The sequence below is a fragment of the Mycobacterium sp. genome, from assembly GCF_049585075.1.
Taxonomy (GTDB): domain Bacteria; phylum Actinomycetota; class Actinomycetes; order Mycobacteriales; family Mycobacteriaceae; genus Mycobacterium.
The window spans coordinates 1-17,737 of sequence record NZ_JBAUZA010000132.1 but is presented as its reverse complement, the minus strand read 5'-3'; the positions used below and the strand labels follow the sequence as shown (position 1 = coordinate 17,737).

Annotated in this window: 13 protein-coding genes and 1 pseudogene; 10 read left to right on the top strand and 4 right to left on the bottom strand. The window is 64.5% G+C overall.

Translation table 11 applies throughout. The features are described 5' to 3' along the window. From WB785_RS06225 to WB785_RS06215, 3 genes are all read left to right on the top strand, one after another. On the top strand, positions 1-283 hold a 283-nt coding region (locus WB785_RS06225; protein ID WP_424077894.1), incomplete at its 5' end, for a hypothetical protein. Between the two features lie 57 nt (positions 284-340). Then, positions 341-1,972 carry an alpha/beta hydrolase gene (locus tag WB785_RS06220; RefSeq protein WP_424077893.1) on the top strand — a complete coding sequence of 544 codons (1,632 nt, stop codon included), beginning with the start codon at positions 341-343 and terminating at the stop codon, positions 1,970-1,972. 46 nt (positions 1,973-2,018) lie between these two features. Then, on the top strand, positions 2,019-3,458 hold the full coding sequence (locus WB785_RS06215; protein WP_424077891.1) for a lipase maturation factor family protein: 1,440 nt from the start codon (positions 2,019-2,021) through the stop codon (positions 3,456-3,458). Here WB785_RS06215 and WB785_RS06210 read toward each other — a convergent pair. Continuing rightward, positions 3,455-5,101 (bottom strand): acetolactate synthase large subunit, encoded by a 1,647-nt coding sequence (locus WB785_RS06210; protein WP_424077889.1) that lies wholly within the window; start codon positions 5,099-5,101, stop codon positions 3,455-3,457. The two genes, WB785_RS06215 and WB785_RS06210, sit on opposite strands and share 4 nt — an antisense overlap. Before the next feature lie 78 nt (positions 5,102-5,179). Here WB785_RS06210 and WB785_RS06205 point away from each other — a divergent pair, with 78 nt between their 5' ends. Continuing rightward, the gene (locus WB785_RS06205; RefSeq protein WP_424077888.1) at positions 5,180-6,556 is read left to right on the top strand and encodes an NADP-dependent succinic semialdehyde dehydrogenase; all 1,377 of its coding nucleotides are present in this window, start codon (positions 5,180-5,182) and stop codon (positions 6,554-6,556) included. Positions 6,557-6,679: 123 nt separating this feature from the next. Here WB785_RS06205 and WB785_RS06200 read toward each other — a convergent pair whose 3' ends face one another. Both WB785_RS06200 and WB785_RS06195 read right to left on the bottom strand, forming a co-directional pair. Beyond that, positions 6,680-7,615: a R2-like ligand-binding oxidase gene (locus tag WB785_RS06200; protein ID WP_424077887.1), complete on the bottom strand. Its 936-nt coding sequence runs from the start codon at positions 7,613-7,615 to the stop codon at positions 6,680-6,682. Continuing rightward, entirely contained in the window at positions 7,612-8,295 is a 684-nt protein-coding gene (locus WB785_RS06195; protein WP_424077886.1) for a TetR/AcrR family transcriptional regulator, read from the bottom strand. The genes WB785_RS06200 and WB785_RS06195 overlap by 4 nt, the downstream gene beginning before the upstream one ends. A 308-nt stretch (positions 8,296-8,603) precedes the next feature. Here WB785_RS06195 and WB785_RS06190 point away from each other — a divergent pair, with 308 nt between their 5' ends. The 4 genes from WB785_RS06190 to WB785_RS06175 all read left to right on the top strand — a co-directional run bounded on the left by WB785_RS06190 (position 8,604) and on the right by WB785_RS06175 (position 14,211). Next, positions 8,604-10,439 carry an acyl-CoA dehydrogenase gene (locus WB785_RS06190; RefSeq protein ID WP_424077885.1) on the top strand — a complete coding sequence of 612 codons (1,836 nt, stop codon included), beginning with the start codon at positions 8,604-8,606 and terminating at the stop codon, positions 10,437-10,439. 112 nt (positions 10,440-10,551) lie between these two features. After that, positions 10,552-11,502 carry a DUF5996 family protein gene (locus tag WB785_RS06185; RefSeq protein ID WP_424077883.1) on the top strand — a complete coding sequence of 317 codons (951 nt, stop codon included), beginning with the start codon at positions 10,552-10,554 and terminating at the stop codon, positions 11,500-11,502. A gap of 259 nt (positions 11,503-11,761) precedes the next feature. After that, positions 11,762-12,742, top strand: coding sequence for a phosphotriesterase-related protein (locus tag WB785_RS06180; protein ID WP_424077882.1), 981 nt, complete (start codon positions 11,762-11,764; stop codon positions 12,740-12,742). Further along, positions 12,739-14,211 carry an AMP-binding protein gene (locus tag WB785_RS06175; RefSeq protein WP_424077881.1) on the top strand — a complete coding sequence of 491 codons (1,473 nt, stop codon included), beginning with the start codon at positions 12,739-12,741 and terminating at the stop codon, positions 14,209-14,211. Before WB785_RS06180 ends, WB785_RS06175 begins: the two co-directional genes overlap by 4 nt. On the opposite strand, the gene WB785_RS06170 is transcribed toward WB785_RS06175, so the two are convergent. Then, positions 14,177-15,349: an acyltransferase family protein gene (locus WB785_RS06170; RefSeq protein ID WP_424077880.1), complete on the bottom strand. Its 1,173-nt coding sequence runs from the start codon at positions 15,347-15,349 to the stop codon at positions 14,177-14,179. The genes WB785_RS06175 and WB785_RS06170 overlap by 35 nt on opposite strands. Before the next feature lie 147 nt (positions 15,350-15,496). Here WB785_RS06170 and WB785_RS06165 point away from each other — a divergent pair, with 147 nt between their 5' ends. Next, complete coding sequence (locus tag WB785_RS06165; RefSeq protein ID WP_424077878.1) at positions 15,497-16,759, top strand: DUF3068 domain-containing protein; 1,263 nt, start codon at positions 15,497-15,499, stop codon at positions 16,757-16,759. A gap of 33 nt (positions 16,760-16,792) precedes the next feature. Further along, a pseudogene (locus tag WB785_RS06160) lies at positions 16,793-17,737 on the top strand (hypothetical protein); the annotation flags it as partial.

The window sequence follows — 17,737 nt, the reverse complement described above, 5'->3', positions numbered from 1 at the left end:
GCTGACCGGCGGGGCGGTGATCGCTGGAGCGGTCGGCGTGCTGGTGTTTGGCGCCGCCCTCGGCATGCAGTGGGTGCTGCGTGACCGGCCCCGGCGGCGAGACATGGCCACTGTGGGGTTGACCGCCGGCGGGCTGATTTTGGCCGGCGCGGCGTTGTCCCGGCATCCGTGGCGGGCAGTCGACGGCTACGCCGGGCATTCGGCCGGAGTGCAACTGCTGGCGCTGATTTCACTCGCGGTCCTGGCCGCGTCGGCGACGTCATGGCACACATCCGCCCGGTAGGCAATTCAGCCAGCGGGTGAGTTGTGCCCCCTGCTCAACGCTGTTACGGCATACCGCGTGAGCTTGCCGGTGGCCGATATCGATCGGTGGAGCGCCGACGCGGTACGGATGGTGTTCCGCGCGGCCCGCGCGCGCGGGCACGCCACGCTGGAGGCGTCGCGTCAGCTGGGCTCGCTGGCGGTATTCGACGCCTGGGAAGGGGCAACCGCCGAGGCCAGGAAGCACACCAATACCGCAATCCGCCAAGACCTCGACGCGCACGGCAACAAGTCGTTGGCGGTGGCTCAGGCGGCGAGCAGGGCCGCCGACGGCATCGAACACGTCCAGACAGCGTTGCGCACTCTGCGCCACGATGCCGTCGAGCTGCAGATGACGATCGACCCCCTGGCCAACAAGGTGGTGCCGAGCACAATGTTCAGCGGTCCGCCGACGGCAGCGCTGATCGCCGAAATGCAGCTGCAGCCACGGTTAGACGCAATTGTGGCCGAGGCCAACGCGGTCGACCAGGAGCTGGCGAACGCGATCAGTTTCGCCGACGGAGACCCGCCCCCACCGCCTGGAACGCGCGACAATCGCCCGACCCGGGATGCGCTTGGTGAGCCGCTGCCCAATGACCCGAAGCAGTTCAACCAGTTATGGAATCAGCTCAGCCCCGGCGAAAAAGACCGGCTATACCGCCAAGACCACAACATCGGCAACCACGCCGGGATGCCATGGGACCCAACGGATCACTTGGGCAAAGATCACTACAACCGGCTGCACCTACAGGAGCTCCAGCGGCAGACCGAAGCTACCGTTGACCGGATGCAGCACAGCGTCGACGACATGCTGGCCGGCCACAACGTCGACGACGGCGCGCTCTATGCATTGCAATCACAGCTGGCGGCGGCGCGACATCAGCTGCAGGGGTATCAGGCGGTACGAGCCGACCTGGATCGCCGCGATGGGATGAGTCGCTACCTGGGCTACCTCGACGAAACCGGCCACGTAGCGGTGGCCATCGGAAACCCGGACTACGCCAAACGCAACGGCATATTCGTACCAGGAACCGGCCAGGACCCGGCCCGGCTGCCGTTCAGCGACGCAAGATCAGTCGCGATGTACAACGCGGCGCGCACCGCAGACAAAACTCTTGGCGTCCGCGATGTGTCGATCACGACATGGATGGGCTATGACCGGCCAATGAGCTTGAGCCATGCGGCCTTTCGTGATGCCGCCCGGACGGGTGCCGGTGGGTTGGACGCGTTCGAAACCGGCCTTCGTGCCTCGCACGTCGGGCCGGCCTCGATCGACACCGTTATCGGCCACAGCTACGGCTCGACGCTGATCGGCGCCGCAGCGTCAGGTGGACATCACCTCGATGCCGACAATGTCATCGCGGTCGGCAGCCCGGGGATGCTGGTAGATCGCGCCGGCGGGCTCAGCCTGAACCCCGGCGCCCACGTGTATGCGATGCGGGCGGCCAACGACATCATCGGCATCAGCGGGGTGGTCACCGAATGGACGCTGGGACCCGACCCGACCGCGCCGAACTTCGGTGCCCGTGGTTTGGCGGCCGATCCAGGACCCACCGGCCCCGCGGGGTTGCCCAGCGCCGATCCGCACAGCAGCTACTGGGATCAACAGAACGTCGCGTTGGCCAATATGGGAGCGGTCATCGCAGGGATTGCGCCTCCGCAGATCCGGTGATCAGGCAGGATGGTGACAGACGTCCACCGTGCGAGGAGTCACGGACATGGGATGGTTTCACGCACCCGAGTATTGGTTGGGCAGGCTGATACTCGAGCGCGGCATCGCGGTCGTTTATGTGCTCGCGTTTGTTGGTGCGGCACGGCAGTTTCGGGCGCTGATCGGTGAGCGTGGACTACTGCCGGTGCCGCAATATCTGGCCCGACAATCCTTTCGGAAAGCGCCGAGCATCTTCCACGTCCACTATTCCGATCGGTTCTTCGCGACGCTCGCCTGGTCGGGTGCGCTGCTGTCAGCGGCGATGGCGCTGGGCTTGTCGGGCGTATTGCCATTGTTCGCCTCGGTGTTGGTGTGGCTGCTGCTCTGGGTGCTTTACCTGTCGATCGTCAACGTCGGGCAGACGTGGTACTCGTTCGGCTGGGAGTCGCTGCTGCTGGAAACCGGTTTCCTGGCGATCTTCCTCGGCAACGACCGGGTGGCGCCACCGGTGCTGGCGATGTGGCTGGCGCGTCTGCTGCTCTTCCGACTCGAATTCGGCGCGGGCTTGATCAAGCTCCGCGGTGATTCGTGCTGGCGCGACCTGACGTGCCTGTACTACCACCACGAAACTCAGCCGATGCCGGGGCCGTTGAGCTGGTTCTTCCACCACCTACCCAAACCTCTGCATCGGGTGGAAGTCCTCGGTAACCATTTCGCGCAGCTCGTCGTCCCGTTCGGATTGTTCGCCCCCCAGCCGGTGGCCAGCATCGCCGGAACGGTCGTGGTCATCACCCAACTGTGGCTGGTGGTGTCTGGCAACTTCGCCTGGCTCAACTGGTTGACGATTCTGTTGGGCTGCAGCGCAATCGACGCATCGTCGGCGGCGGCAGTGCTGCCGATCCCCAAGCAGCCGACGTTGGCCGCGGCTCCTCCCTGGTTCGCCGGCCTGGTGATCGTATTCACGGTGTTCACCGTGATGCTGACCTATTTCCCGGTGGCCAACATGATCTCTCCGCGGCAGCGAATGAACATGTCGTTCAACGCATATCATTTGATCAACACCTACGGCGCGTTCGGCACCGTCGGCCGAACCCGCCGGGAGGTGGTGATCGAAGGTACCGATGAGCCGAAGCTCACCGATCAGACGGTGTGGAAGGAATACGAGTTCAAAGGCAAGCCCGGATCAGTGCGGCGAGCGCCGCCGCAATGGGCGCCGTATCACCTTCGACTCGACTGGCTGATGTGGTTTGCCGCCATCTCACCGCACTATGCGTATCCCTGGCTACGCCCATTTATGGTGCAGCTCTTGCAGAATGATCCGGCGACGCTGCGCCTGCTTCGGCACAATCCGTTCCCGGATTCGCCGCCGCGGTACGTGCGCGCGCAGCTTTACCGATACCGCTTTACCACCGGCGCGGAGCTCCGGCGTGACCACGCGTGGTGGCATCGCACGCTCGAGGGCAGCTACCTGCGGCCCATTTCACTGAGGACAGCGAGGGTCCGTTAGAGCGTCTCGTCGAGCTCGCCGAGCCGGTCGGTCAGCCGCAGATTTTCGGAGTAATCCACCGGACAGTTGATCAGAGAGACGCCGTCGTCATCGAGCGCAGCCTTCAAGGTGGGCAACAGCTCTTCGGCACTCTTAATTTGATAACCCTTGGCGCCGAAGCTTTCTGCGTAGCTCACGATGTCGGGATTGCCGAACCGCACGTAGTGATGCTCTCCGAGCTCGAGATCCATCTTCCATTCGATGAGACCGTATCCACCGTCCTCCCAGATCAACACAACCAGCGGTATCTGCTCCCGGACGGCGGTTTCGATCTCTTGAGAGTTCATCAAGAATGCGCCGTCACCCACCACGGCCAGCACCTTAGACTCGGGCCGTGCCAATTTGACCCCAAGGGCTCCAGGTAACGCAAAACTCATAGTGGACAAGCCATTTGAGATCAGGCAAGTGTTGTGTTCGTAGGTGGGATAGAGCCGAGCCATCCACATCTTGGTGGCGCCGGTGTCAACCAGAACGATGTCGCTGCGGTCCAATGCGGCGCGGGTATCGGCGACTACCCGCGCGGGTGCCAGTGGATATCGCGAATCTTCTTGTCCCCGAGCGAATTCCTCGTCGAGCATGCCCGAGCCAGGTATCTCCGGGTTAGCGTCGAAGGTGTGGCCGCCGAGCGCCTCGGTCAGTGCGTCGAGTGAGGCGCTGATGTCGCCGATGATCCCGACGTTGACGGAATAGTGCGCATCGACCTCGGCCGGAAAGCGATGCAGGTGGATGATCTTCTTGTCTGCCTTGGGGTTGATTCGGACTGGGTCGAATTCCTGCAGCTCGTAGCCGACCGCGATGACGACGTCGGCGTTGTCGAACCCGAAGTTGACGTAGTCGTGTCGCATGAACCCGAGGGTGCCGATGCTGTTGGGGTGGTCGTCGGGCATGACGCCCTTGCCGTGGAACGTGTTGGCCACCGGGATGCCGAATTCCTCAGAAAACCGCACCAGGGCCGCGGTCGCGTCGGCACGTGCCGCGCCGTGCCCGGCCAACACGACCGGCCGCTTGGCCTCGCGCAGAATGTCGACCGCACGGGCCACCTGCCGGAAGGCCGGCGCGTCGGCGCGGACCACGTTGCGCGGCAACGGCGTCAAGTCGTATTCGCCGTCGTCGGCATCTATGTGTTCCGGTACAGCGAGGTAGACCGCGGCCGGGCGTTCGGTCTCGGCGACTTTGAACGCCTTGCGGAACATCTCCGGTATGGCCTGCACGGTCGGGATACCGGCTGCCCAGCGGGTGATCGGGGTGAACATCGACACCAGGTCGACGTACTGGTGCGACTCCTTGAACTGCCGATCCTGGCCGACCTGTGCGGAGATCGCGACCAACGGCGTGCTGTTAGTCGTGGCGTCGGCGACGCCCAGCTGCATGTTGATCGCGCCCGGACCCAGAGTGGCCGACACCACCGCCGCCCGGCCGGTGACCCGCCCATACATCTCAGCCATGAACGACGCCGCCTGCTCGTGACGAGTGAGCACGTAGCGAATGTCAGACGCGGCCAACGCCTGCACAAAGCGGATGTTCTCCTCGCCCGGCAGCCCAAAGACGACGGCGACGCCCTCGTTTTCCAGGCATTTCACCATTAGTTGCGCGGCTGTAATCATCCGTCACCTCCCCGGGCCAGGATAGTGGCAGGCTGGACACCGGACGTTTGCAAACCCACTCACTCGAAGGATGTCAGCGTGTCCATCGCCACGATCAACCCGGCCACCGGCGAGACGGTCCAGACCTTCACCCCGGCAACAGACGACGAAATCGAGGCGGCGATCGCCCGTGCCCACGACCGGTTCCTCGACTATCGGCACTCCACCACTTTCGCTCAGCGCGCCAAGTGGGCAAATGCCACCGCTGACTTGCTGGAAGCGGAGGCCGACCAGACCGCAGCGATGATGACCCTGGAGATGGGCAAGACGCTGAAATCGGCCAAAGCCGAAGCAGTCAAGTGCGCCAAGGGTTTCCGCTATTACGCCGAGAACGCCGAGAAGCTGCTGGCCGACGAGCCGGCGGAGGCGTCGAAGGTCGGTGCGAAGCGGGCTTACACCCGCTACCAGCCGCTTGGGGTGGTGCTAGCCGTGATGCCGTGGAACTTTCCGCTGTGGCAGGCCGTCCGATTTGCCGCGCCTGCCCTGATGGCCGGCAACGTCGGCATCCTCAAGCACGCCTCCAACGTGCCGCAGTCGGCGCTGTATCTCTCCGATGTCATCAGGCGCGGGGGGTTCCCGGAGGGCTGCTTCCAGACGTTGCTGGTTTCGTCCAGCGCAGTCGAGCGCATCCTGCGTGATCCGCGGGTTGCGGCGGCCACTCTGACCGGCAGCGAACCGGCCGGCCAGTCCGTCGCCGCCATCTGCGGTGACGAGATCAAGCCCACCGTGATGGAACTCGGCGGCAGCGACCCGTTCATCGTGATGCCGTCCGCGGACCTCGACCAGGCCGTCGCCACCGCGGTCACGGCGCGGGTGCAAAACAACGGCCAGTCCTGCATCGCCGCGAAGCGGTTCATCGTGCACACCGACATTTACGACGACTTCGTGGACAAGTACGTCGAAAAGATGGAAGCGCTCACAGTCGGTGACCCGACCGACCCGAAAACCGACGTCGGCCCGCTGGCCACCGAATCCGGCCGCGACGAGATCGCCAAGCAGGTCGAGGACGCCGTGGCCGCCGGCGCGAAGGTCCGTACCGGCGGCAAGACCCCCGACCGCGCGGGCTGGTTCTACCCGCCCACCGTGGTCACCGACATCACCAAGGACATGGCGCTCTACACCGAGGAGGTGTTCGGCCCGGTCGCCTCGATGTATCGAGCGTCCGGCATCGACGAAGCCATCGAGATCGCCAACGCCACCACGTTCGGGCTGGGATCCAACGCCTGGACCAGTGACGAAGCCGAGCAGGCGCGGTTCATCGACGACATCGAGGCCGGACAGGTCTTCATCAACGGAATGACGGTGTCCTACCCCGAATTAGGGTTCGGCGGCGTCAAACGCTCCGGCTACGGTCGCGAGCTCGCGGGTCTGGGAATCCGCGCGTTCTGCAACGCCAAAACCGTGTGGGTCGGGTAACTCGGCGTCCAGCGCCGCGGGTCGGGTAACTCGGCGTCCAGCGCCGCGCCGAGATCGACGCTAGAGCCCAAAAACGCCGAAACATCGGCGCTGACGTCGATCTCGGTGCAGAGGGGAGGTCGGCTAGACCGCAGCCAGCGCCTTCTCGTCCTCGTCGGCGAACGTGTCCTCCAGCTGCACCGGCGAGTAGTCGAGGTCGATCTCCTCGACCGGTCGCCCGCGGGCGCTGGCGATCGTGCCGAACCGGCGCATCCCCTTGTCGGCGGCATATTGCATGAACTCGTCCACCGAAAGGCCGAACGGCATCGGGTCATACAGGGCGAAGCCCTCTTCGATGAGGCGCAGGCCGAGCGGCATGAGCTCGTTCATTCGCGTTTCGAAGACGTCCCAGTTGGCATCATCGGCGGCGACATGGCGCCGGCAGGTGAATGTGCCCCACGCCATGTGGCGTCGCTCGTCGTCACCGATGCGCCGCACCAGCTCCTGCATGCCGGGAAGGATGCCGCGCTCTACGCAGATCTTGTGCCAGCCGAAGTAACCGGTCAGCGCCAGCATGCCTTCGACCATGTGGTTGTAGGTGACGGACGCGCGGATCTGCGCGGCCGGCGAGGGATCGACGGACAGCACGTTGAGGCAGGCCGGCAACTCCTCGTAGAAGATCGTGCGGTAGGTCGGGACATCCTCGAGAAAGACGTGAAGGTCGTCGGTGATGCCGACGGCGTCGAGCCACATCCGGAACACCTGGACGTGCTTGGCTTCCTCGAACGCGAACTGCGTCAGGTACATCTCGTCACCCAGCCGGCCTTCGGCCCGCATCGCGGACATGAACGGCTGAATGTCCTCGGTCACCGCTTCTTCGCCGGCGATGAACTCGGCGCATAGCCGGGTGGCGTAGTGGCGTTCGTCGTCCGTAAGCCGCTCCCAGTCGGCGCGGTCGCGGGAGAAGTCGATGTCGGCCGGGTTCCAAAACTTCGCGTTACCACCGGCGAATAGCTTGAGCGGCAAGCTGTCCCAGTTCAGCCCGCCGGCGACCATCGAGCCCGTATGCGTTCGTGTCATGTGGTGACCTCCTTGATCTTCATTTGATGAGCTTGCGGCAACGGGGCAAATGCCGCCGCCAGTACCGCGACGAGCCGGCGCACCGCCAGTGCCGGTTGCTCCGGGGTGGGCTCGTCAAGTCCGAGAATCGGGTCCAGGCCGCGCACATATGGCGCCAGCGCGAGATGCGGAAAGATCAGCAGGAGCAGCGACATCATCGCGTCGGTGTCGGCGTCGGCACGTAGGTCGCCGCGGACGTGCGCGTCGCGGACGAGCGGCCGCATCACTTCCAGATAGTGCCGGTGAATGACGTTCTGCACGCTGACACGGGCTTCGGTGTCGACTTCAAGAGTCGCCGCGGCGTGCAGCGCGCGTTCATGCGGATGGTCGGCGAAGTATGCCACCCACGCGTCGAGCCAGTCGGTCAGAAAGTCGAAGAACGGACGGCTTGGGTCGAGTTCGCGGATGCGGTTTTCCATGTAGGCGCGCACCCGCTGGCTGGCAATGTCGGCGATGAACGCATACAGGTCGCGCTTGTCCGCGAAGTATTGGAACAGGCTGCCTTTGGCCACCCCTGCACGCCGGGCGATGACGTTCAGGCTGCCGCTCGAGAAGCCGTGCAATCCGAACTCGGCCTCCGCAGCCTCCACGACGGCCGCGCGGCGCGCCGGGTCGACTCGAGCCCAAGTAACCGTCGGCATTCGTCCTCCTCGCGGTCGATGACCACTGGTCACTTTACTGTGAGCCAGGTCACTCATCAAGGGGGATGAACATTCAGGTCCTGCCGCCGGCGCCGCTGGTCCGGAAACCCGCCGACTCACACCTCGATCGGGTGTCCGGTGAGAGCGAGCCGCCACCCGACGAAGGGCTCATCGGCTAAGCACGTACAACGCGTGAGCTGTAACCGACATGTTCACGCTCGCAACGAGACAGCGCGCCCGATGTCCGACACCTCGGAAATAGCCGCGTAAACCGGCACGGCACTCCATACTGCACCGAGGAGGGCAGCATGGGCCATTACAAGGCGAACTTGCGCGACATCGAGTTCAACCTATTCGAAGCGCTCGAGCTCGGGCCGATCCTGGATTCTGGATCGGTCGGTGAGCTCGACAGCGCTACCACGCGTGAGATCTTGGCCGAAGTTGCCCGCTTCGCCCAAGGCCCGGTCGCCGAGTCATTCGTCGCCGCCGACCGCGAGCCGCCGGTGTTTCTGCCGGACCAGCACACCATCACCGTGCCGGACCCGATCCGCACGACGGTGCAAGCGATCTGGGACGCGGAGTGGTGGCGGCTGAGTGTCGCGCCGGAGATCGGTGGCACTGCGGTGTCGAGAACGACGGTGTGGGCAATTCTGGAGATGATCATCTGCGCCAACCCGGCACTGTTTTTCTACTACGCCGGACCGGCGATGGCCGACGTCCTCTACGGGCTCGGCAACGAAAAGCAGCGCGCATTGGCCAACGCGGCAGTTGAAAAACGTTGGGGCGCAACGATGGTGCTCACCGAGCCGGACGCCGGCTCCGACGTGGGCGCCGGACGCACCAAAGCCATCGAGCAGCCCGACGGCTCGTGGCACCTCGAAGGCGTCAAGAGGTTCATTTCCGGTGGCGATCTCGGCGACACCGTCGAAAACATCCTGCACCTGGTACTGGCCCGCCCCGTGGGCGCGAGCGCGGGCACCAAGGGCCTCAGCCTCTTCGTCGTGCCGAAGTATTTGTTCGACTGGAATAGCTTCGAGATCACCGGCCGCAACGGCGTATTCGCGACCGGCCTCGAGCACAAGATGGGATACAAGGCATCCCCGACATGCGAGCTGACGTTCGGAGCGCAAGGCGTTCCCGCGAAGGGTTGGCTGGTCGGCGACACCCACGACGGCATTGCCCAGATGTTCAAAGTCATCGAAAACGCCCGCATGCTAGTCGGCATCAAATCGTCGGGAACGTTGTCGACCGGCTACCTCAACGCGCTCGACTACGCCAAGACGCGGATCCAGGGCGCCGATATGACCCAGATGCTCGATAAGGGCGCCCCGCGAGTGCCGATCACCCGCCACCCGGACGTGCGGCGGTCCTTGATCATGCAGAAGGCTTACGCCGAGGGATTGCGTGCCATTTACCTCTACACCGCGGCCCACCAGGATCCCGTTGTCGCCAAGGCAGTCTCAGGTGCTGACGAAGACACGGCAAACCGGGTCAACGACCTGCTGTTACCGATCATCAAAGGTGTGGGCTCCGAGCGGGCCTACCAATATCTGACTGAATCGCTGCAAACCCTGGGCGGCTCGGGCTTCTTGCAGGACTACCCGATCGAGCAGTACATCCGCGACGCCAAGATCGACTCGCTGTATGAGGGCACCACCGCGATCCAGGCGCAGGACTTTTTCTTCCGAAAAATCGCGCGTGACAAGGGTGTCGCGCTGGCCCATGTCGCCACCCAAATCCAGTCCTTCATCGACAGCGACGTCGCCGACCAACGACTCAAGGTGGATCGCGCCTACTTGCGCACCGCCTTGGAGGATGTGCAGGCGATCACGGCCACCCTGACCGGTTATCTGATGGGCTCGGCCGAAGCATCAACCGAGCTCTACAAGATCGGGCTCGGCTCGGTGCGGTACCTGCTGGCGGTCGGTGATCTGCTCATCGGTTGGCAGCTGCTTTTCCACGCTGAAATCGCCTTGCGTGCACTCGATTCCGGTGCGATCGGCAAAGACCAGGCCTTCTATGAGGGCAAGATCGCCGCGGCGCAGTTCTTTGCCGCCAACGTGCTGCCCGAGATCACCGCGACGCGCGGCATCTTGGCTCGCACGTCAACCGCATTGATGGACCTCGACGACAACGCATTCTGACGCTGGCGCGCGCAATGCAGCTAAAGCCAGCGCATAACTCGGCTGACGACCATCATCGGGGTAGCCGCAACAAGCGGTAAGCCGGGATGCCGACCAGAGCCGAGGAGTGATCGTGACGACGCACCACAAAGACACCGTTGCGTGGCCCAGCCTGCGGGTCGACGACTGGACTCCAACAAGACAAACACTGCACATGTGGACCCAGATTGTCGGCAAGGTCCGACTGGCCCATTCGCCTTTGGTTAACCACTGGTGGCAGGTCACCTCTTATGTGACTCCACGTGGTATGACGACGTCGACTATCCCGTACGGGACAGCGGCGTTTGACATCGAGTTCGACTTCATCGATCATCTGCTACTCATCCGCAGCAGCGCTGGTGCTACCCGCAGCGTGCGCCTGGAACCGCAATCGGTGGCCGAGTTCTACTCGCAGACGATGCGGGCACTCGACGAACTGGGCTTCTCCACGCGCATCCAGCCGCACCCCAACGAGGTGGACCCGGCCCCACCATTCGCCGAGGATGTCCAACACGCGTCATACGACCCCAAAGCAGCAAACCTGTTCTGGCGTCAGCTGCTTCAGGCAAACCGAGTGCTCGGCCAGTTCCGGGCTCGGTTCGTAGGTAAGGTGAGCCCCGTCCATTTCTTCTGGGGTGCAATGGATCTTGCGTGCACGCGGTTTTCCGGGCGCGGTGCGCCACGCCACCCGGGCGGTGTACCCAATGTCGGAGACTGGGTGATGGTCGAGGGCTACTCGCGAGAACTGAGCAGCTGCGGGTTCTTTCCCGGCGGCGGTGACGAGGGCGCTTTCTACGCCTATGCCTATCCCGAACCTAACGGCTTCGCCGACCACCCGGTCAACCCAGCGGAAGCCCGCTACGACACGGATTTGGGTGAATACTTGTTGCCTTATGAAGCGGTGCGGCAGGCAACCAACCCCGACCAGATGCTGCTCGGATTCTTGCAAGACACCTATGAGGCGGCGGCAGTCCATGCCAGTTGGGACCGCGCTGCGCTCGAGGACGATCCCGATCGTTGGAAGGCCTACCAAACTCGCGCATGAGGCGCGACGGTAGATGAGCCGTGCAACAACCGAAACGCTTACAAGCGGCTATGACGATCCGGACCGGGGCCGACGTCACACATCAGGTGCTGCCCGGGATCAACCATGCCTGTCAAGAAGCGTGCACCAGACATCCCCAGCTCGGGAGGCCGCTTAGCCGCGCGACCGCTTTTCGGTTGTCAGCGGGAGCAGGGTCCTCGGCATGTCGCTGCCGACAATCGCTACGAACTTGAGCCGCCGGAGCCTTAGCATCAGGCCCATGTCGCAACTGAATACTGCCCGCGGATCGATCGACACGGCCGAACTCGGTGTCACGCTGATGCACGAACACGTCTTCATCATGACCACGGAAGTCGCGCAGAACTACCCAGAGGCATGGGGCGACGAAGACGCGCGGGTGGCTGACGCCGTCACCCGGCTCAACGAGCTCAAGTCACGCGGCGTGGACACCATCGTCGACCTCACCGTGATCGGGCTGGGCCGCTACATTCCCCGCATCGCCCGGGTCGCCGCGGAAACGGACCTGAATATCGTTGTCGCTACAGGCCTGTACACCTACAACGATGTCCCGTTCTGTTTCCACTACCTGGGCCCGGGCACGCCAATGGACGGCCCGGAGACCATGACCGACATGTTCGTCCGAGACATCGAGCAGGGCATCGCCGACACCGGCATCAAGGCCGGGATTCTCAAATGCGCCACCGACGAGCCCGGTATCACCCCTGGCGTCGAGCGGGTGCTGCGCGCGGTCGCGCAAGCGCACAAGCGCACCGGGGTGCCGATCTCCACGCACACCCACGCGGGGCTACGCCGCGGACTCGAGCAACAACGCATCTTCGAAGAAGAAGGTGTCGACCTGAGCCGGGTGATCATCGGCCATTCCGGCGACAGTACCGACGTCGGCTATCTCGAGGAGCTGATCGCCGCCGGCTCCTACTTGGGAATGGACCGGTTCGGCATCGACGTGATCTTGCCGTTCGAGGAGCGGGTGAACATCGTGGCGCAGATGTGCGAACGCGGGCACACCGACAAGATGGTGCTCTCGCATGACGCCAACTGCTATTTCGACGCACTGCCCGAGGAGCTGCTGCCGGTGGCCGCCCCCAATTGGCATTACCTGCACATCCACAACGACGTGATTCCCGCACTCAAGCAACGCGGGGTCACCGACGAGCAGCTGCACACCATGCTCGTCGACAACCCGCGCCGCATCTTCGAGCAGACGGGCGCCTACCAGTGACCGAGCCTGAACCGATCCCACCGATCGGCACGCAGATTTCGGCGCTGGCCGCGCTCGCCCCCGACGAACCGGCCGTCACCTGCGACGGGTGCACGCTGACCCGCGCCGAACTGGACCGCTCGACGAACCGGTTGGCGCGCGCCTACGCCGAACTCGGCGTCGGCGTCGGCGATTACGTGACCATGGTGCTGCCCAACTCGATCGAATGGATTCAAGCCGCGGTGGCGTGCTGGAAACTTGGCGCTGTGCCCCAACCGTTATCCGCGCGGCTGCCAGACGCCGAGTTGCAAGGCATGCTGGACTTACGGCCGCCAAAATTGCTGGTGGGACGGGACCATCACCAAATACCAAGCTTTCCAGCAGGTTTCGTGCCCGACCCCGGCCTGTCTGACGCCGCGCTGCCCGAAGCGGTGTCGCCGGTGTGGAAGGCGATGGGGTCCGGCGGCAGCACCGGCCGGCCAAAGCTCATCGAATCCGGCATTGACAGCCGCATACCGGCCGCCATCGGTTACCCCCTCGGCGCTCAGGAGGGCGACACCACCATGGTGCCGGTGCCGCTGAGCCACAACACCGGCTTCACCACCGCCACAATCGCTTTGCTGATGCGCCACCATCTCATTCTGATGAGCCGGTTCGACCCGCAGCAGTTCCTCCGGCTGATCACCGACCATCGCGTCACGTTCCTGACGACGGTTCCGACCATCATGCAGCGACTGCTGCCGGTCTACCACGCCGACCCGCAAGCCTACGACCTCTCGTCGATCCGGCGGTTCTGGCATCTGGGAGCGCCGTGCCCGCCGGCGATCAAGCAGGCCTGGATCGACCTGCTGGGCCCGGAGAAGGTCTGGGAACTCTACGGCGGCACCGAATTACAGGCACTGACCTTCATCTCCGGAGACCAGTGGCTGACGCACCGCGGGTCCGTCGGGATCGTCGTGGCCGGCGAGATGAAGGTGCTCGACGACGACGGCAACCCGTGCCCGCCCGGCGTGATCGGCGAGATCTACATGCGCCCCAGCCCCGGCAGCCCACCGACCTACCGGTACGTCGGCACGACGGCGAAATCCCGCGACGGCTGGGACTCGCTAGGCGACCTGGGCCACTTCGACGAGGACGGGTTCTTGTACCTGTCGGATCGCCGGGTCGACATGTTCACCGTCGGCGGCCGCAACGTCTATCCGGCCGAGATCGAGAACGCCCTGTCGGCCCATCCGGATGTGTTGTCCTGCTTGGTTGTTGGCATACCCCATGAGGATCTGGGGCAAGTGCCATATGCGATCGTTCAAGCGGGATCGGCGTTGGATGAACAGACCGTGCAGGCATTTCTGCGCGACCTGATCGCTGGGTACAAGGTGCCGGCCACCATCGAGTTCGTCGACACCCCGTTACGTGACGACGCCGGCAAAGCGCGCCGCTCGGCGGTCCGCGCCGAGGTCATGGCGCGATTGCATCTTCTTGACGCCGGCTAGCGGCGCCGTCCTGGACCGGCCGCTGCTTTCGGCGAGACTCCCAGCGCCGCAATGCCTCTCGACACGGTGATTCGACCAGCGCGTAGCTTACCGCGGCGATGGCGATCGCGAAGATCAGCGTCAGCACCAAGACCTCGGGCATGTGGCCTCTGAACGAGAATTCGCCGATCACCGGGAACACCATGGTCAGCGCCGCAAGATGCCAGATGAAAATCCCGTAAGACCAGCGTCCCAATGTCACCATCGGCCTGGTACCCAAAAGCCGATGGCCCGTATCGGGCCGATCCAGCACCAGCGGGGCCACCAGACCCGCCGCCACCAACGCACCCATCGCGGTCTTCACCGTGAACTGCGCGGCACTGCTCGGCACCAGGCCCGCCGGCCCGGCCAATGGTGAGGCGGCCACCAGATAGGCCGCCACCACGACGACGGCCATCAACACCCGACGTCGGGCCAACCGAAGCGCCCACCCGGGCGGGCTGTGCACCCACTCTGCGAGCAGCATGCCCGCCGCGAACCAGGAGAAGAACGCCGGCGGCCAGTTCAGCGGATTGATCCCGGCCGGAGCGGCGAAAGGAATCCAGCCCCACAACCAGCTGGCAACGCCGAAGGCCGCAATCACCGGCACTCGAGCGGGGACCGGCAGCCGACGTGCCAGCAGCGCAAGGATCGGCAATGCCAGATAGAACGTGACCTCCACCGACAGGCTCCACATCTGGGTGAGCCCGTGCGTCAACGTCAGCGGCACATAGACCTGGGTGAGTGAGAGGTTTGCCAACCACACCGTCAGGCTGGGGTGATCGGCGTCGGGCAGCAGGGTCAGGATGACAACGACGGCCACCAAGTAGGCCGGCATGATCCGCACCACGCGCGATCGCAGGTAATGACCGGTCGACGGGCGCGAGCCCACGCCGCGGGCCGCGCCAGCATGTCCGCGCCACAACAGAAACCCCGACAGCGCGAAGAACACCGCGACCGCAAGGTCGAAGCGACCGAACAGCCGACCGTCGATCCCGGTCGAGTGCCCGGTCTGGAATGCGACGTGGGTGACGACGACGCCGATCGCCGCGCAGGCCCGCATGCCTTCGACAGCGGGCAGAAAGCTGCGCGTCCCACCCACCTCACGGCGCTCGCTCATGAGGACAGTGTGCCCGCGATGGCTTACCGGACAAATCGGGTACACCCCGTTTGCCCACCGTGAGGACCTAAACCGGGACCTTAAATTTTGCTGTTAGGGTCGAACAAGTTTTGCTTCGCTGCGCCAGCACAAGGAGGTCTCGGCAACGTGAACCGAGCAGTCATGTTGCGGATGGCCGCGTGCGGGATCATGGGATTCGGAGCCGCCTTGCTGGTCGCTGCATTGCTGCTGTGGACGTACACCGCCAGCAGGATCACCAAGATTCCGCTCGATCTGAACGCCACGTTGATCAGCGACGGCACCGGGACCGCGCTGGACCCGGCATCGATGAATAGCCAGAAACTGGTGATCAACAAAAACGTGCCGCTGGTAGCCCAGCAGCAGATCGACGTCGAATCACCCGCCAACGCCGATGTCGTCACGCTGCAGGTGGGCAGCTCCGTTCGACGCAGCGACAAGCAAAAGGACTCCGGGCTGCTGCTCGCGCTCGTCGACACCGTCACGCTGAACCGCAAAACCGCGATGGCGGTTTCCGATGACAGCCACCCCGGTGGCGCCGTGCAGAAGCCCCGCGGCTTCAACGATGAAAACCCGCCCACCAACATCGCGTTGCCGCACGACGGACTGTCCTACCGATTCCCGTTCCACACCGAGAAGCGGACGTACCCGTATTTCGACCCGATCGCGCAGAAGGCGTTCGACGCCAACTACACCGGACAAGAAGACGTCAACGGGCTGACCACCTACAAGTTCACGCAGGACGTCGGCTACGACGCCGACGGCAAGTTGGCCGAGCCGATCAAGTATCCCTCGCTGTATGCCAACGACGAGGACAGCAGGGTGACCGCCTCCGCGGCGATGTGGGACGTGCCCGGCGATCCGGACGAGAAGATCACGATGACGCGCTACTACGCCGCGCAGCGGACCTTCTGGGTGGACCCCGAGTCAGGGACCATCGTCAAAGAAAACGATCACGCCAATCATTACTATGCCCGCGATCCATTGAAGCCCGAGATGACGCTTGTTGATTACAAGGTCACCTCCAACGAAGAGACCATCGAGTCACAGGTCAACGCCGCGCGTAACGAGCGCGACCGGTTGGCGTTGTGGTCCCGGGTGCTTCCGATCAGCTTCACCGCGTCCGGCGTGATCGCACTGATCGGTGGCCTGCTGCTCGGCTCGTTCAGCTTGCGGACCGAGGCGGCGCTGCTCGACCCCGGACTGGATACCGCCGACCACGGCTTCTTTGGCCGCGCCGAGCCTCCGGTCGAACGCGTACCCGGTGCCGAGGCCGAAACAGAGAAGCTGCCGACACCGCCCAAAGACCTGCAGCGCGAACACGGGCCACCGAGCGGGAGTCCACCAAGCGCGGATAGTCCCCCGACTTCGGGTCCACCCGATCACTCCTAGCCGGGCCGCGTGAGGCCGGTACCCCGCTGGGCTTTGCAGTGGTTCCGTCCCGGGTACGCACTGGCGTTGGCACTGCTGGTGGTTGCGCCGCTACTGCGGCCCGGATACTTCCTGCTGCGCGATGCGGTGTCCACGCCGCGGTCCTACCTATCCGATAGCGCCCTCGGGCTGATGTCGGCTCCCCGGGCTGTGCCGCAAGATTTCGCCGTCGCGTTGGCGTCGCACTGCATCGATGGCGGCCTCGTGGTTAAGGCGTTGCTGGTCGTAGGTCTGTGGCTGGCAGGTTGGGGCGCAGCCCGTCTGGTCGCGCTGGTGTTGCCGGAAGCCGGTGCCGGAGGTCAACTGGTCGCGATCACGCTTGCGATTTGGAATCCCTATGTCGCGGAGCGATTGCTACAGGGCCATTGGAGCCTGCTGCTCGGCTATGGCTGCCTGCCCTGGGTGGCGACGACGATGCTGACGCTGCGATCGGAGGACCCGACTTCCCCGCGGGGGCTTTTCGGGCTGGTGTTTTGGATCGCGCTGGCCGGACTGACCCCGACCGGGCTGATCCTGGCCGCAACGGTCGCATTGGTCTGTATAGCTGCCCCGGGGGCGGGTCGCGCGCGGTGGCGATGCGCCGCCGTCGCGTTGGCCGCTGCCGTGTTGGCGGCGCTGCCATGGTTGGCGGCTGCAGCACTGGGCTTGTCATCTGCGGACCGAATCTGGGCGCAGGCTCCAGACGTTACGGCTTTCGCAGCCCGCGCCGAGCCGGGCCTCGGCACGCTGGGTAGCCTGGCTAGCCTCGGTGGGATCTGGAACAGCGAGGCCGTACCAGCCTCGCGGACAACGCTTTTCGCAGTCGTATCGGCTGTGGTACTGCTGATGGCGGTGGCTGCCGGGCTGCCGGCGCTGGCGCGTCGACGCACGGCAGTCCCACTGATAGTGCTGGCGGCAGTAGCCGTGGTGGTACCCGCGGTGCTGGCAACCGGCCCGGGG

Excerpts from the sequence above, each read along its gene's own strand:
- WB785_RS06215 (WP_424077891.1), top strand. The coding sequence starts at position 2,019 with ATGGGATGGTTTCACGCACCCGAGTATTGGTTGGGCAGGCTGATACTC.
- WB785_RS06210 (WP_424077889.1), bottom strand. The coding sequence starts at position 5,101 with ATGATTACAGCCGCGCAACTAATGGTGAAATGCCTGGAAAACGAGGGC.
- WB785_RS06200 (WP_424077887.1), bottom strand. The coding sequence starts at position 7,615 with ATGACACGAACGCATACGGGCTCGATGGTCGCCGGCGGGCTGAACTGG.
- WB785_RS06195 (WP_424077886.1), bottom strand. The coding sequence starts at position 8,295 with ATGCCGACGGTTACTTGGGCTCGAGTCGACCCGGCGCGCCGCGCGGCC.
- WB785_RS06190 (WP_424077885.1), top strand. The coding sequence starts at position 8,604 with ATGGGCCATTACAAGGCGAACTTGCGCGACATCGAGTTCAACCTATTC.
- WB785_RS06180 (WP_424077882.1), top strand. The coding sequence starts at position 11,762 with ATGTCGCAACTGAATACTGCCCGCGGATCGATCGACACGGCCGAACTC.
- WB785_RS06170 (WP_424077880.1), bottom strand. The coding sequence starts at position 15,349 with ATGAGCGAGCGCCGTGAGGTGGGTGGGACGCGCAGCTTTCTGCCCGCT.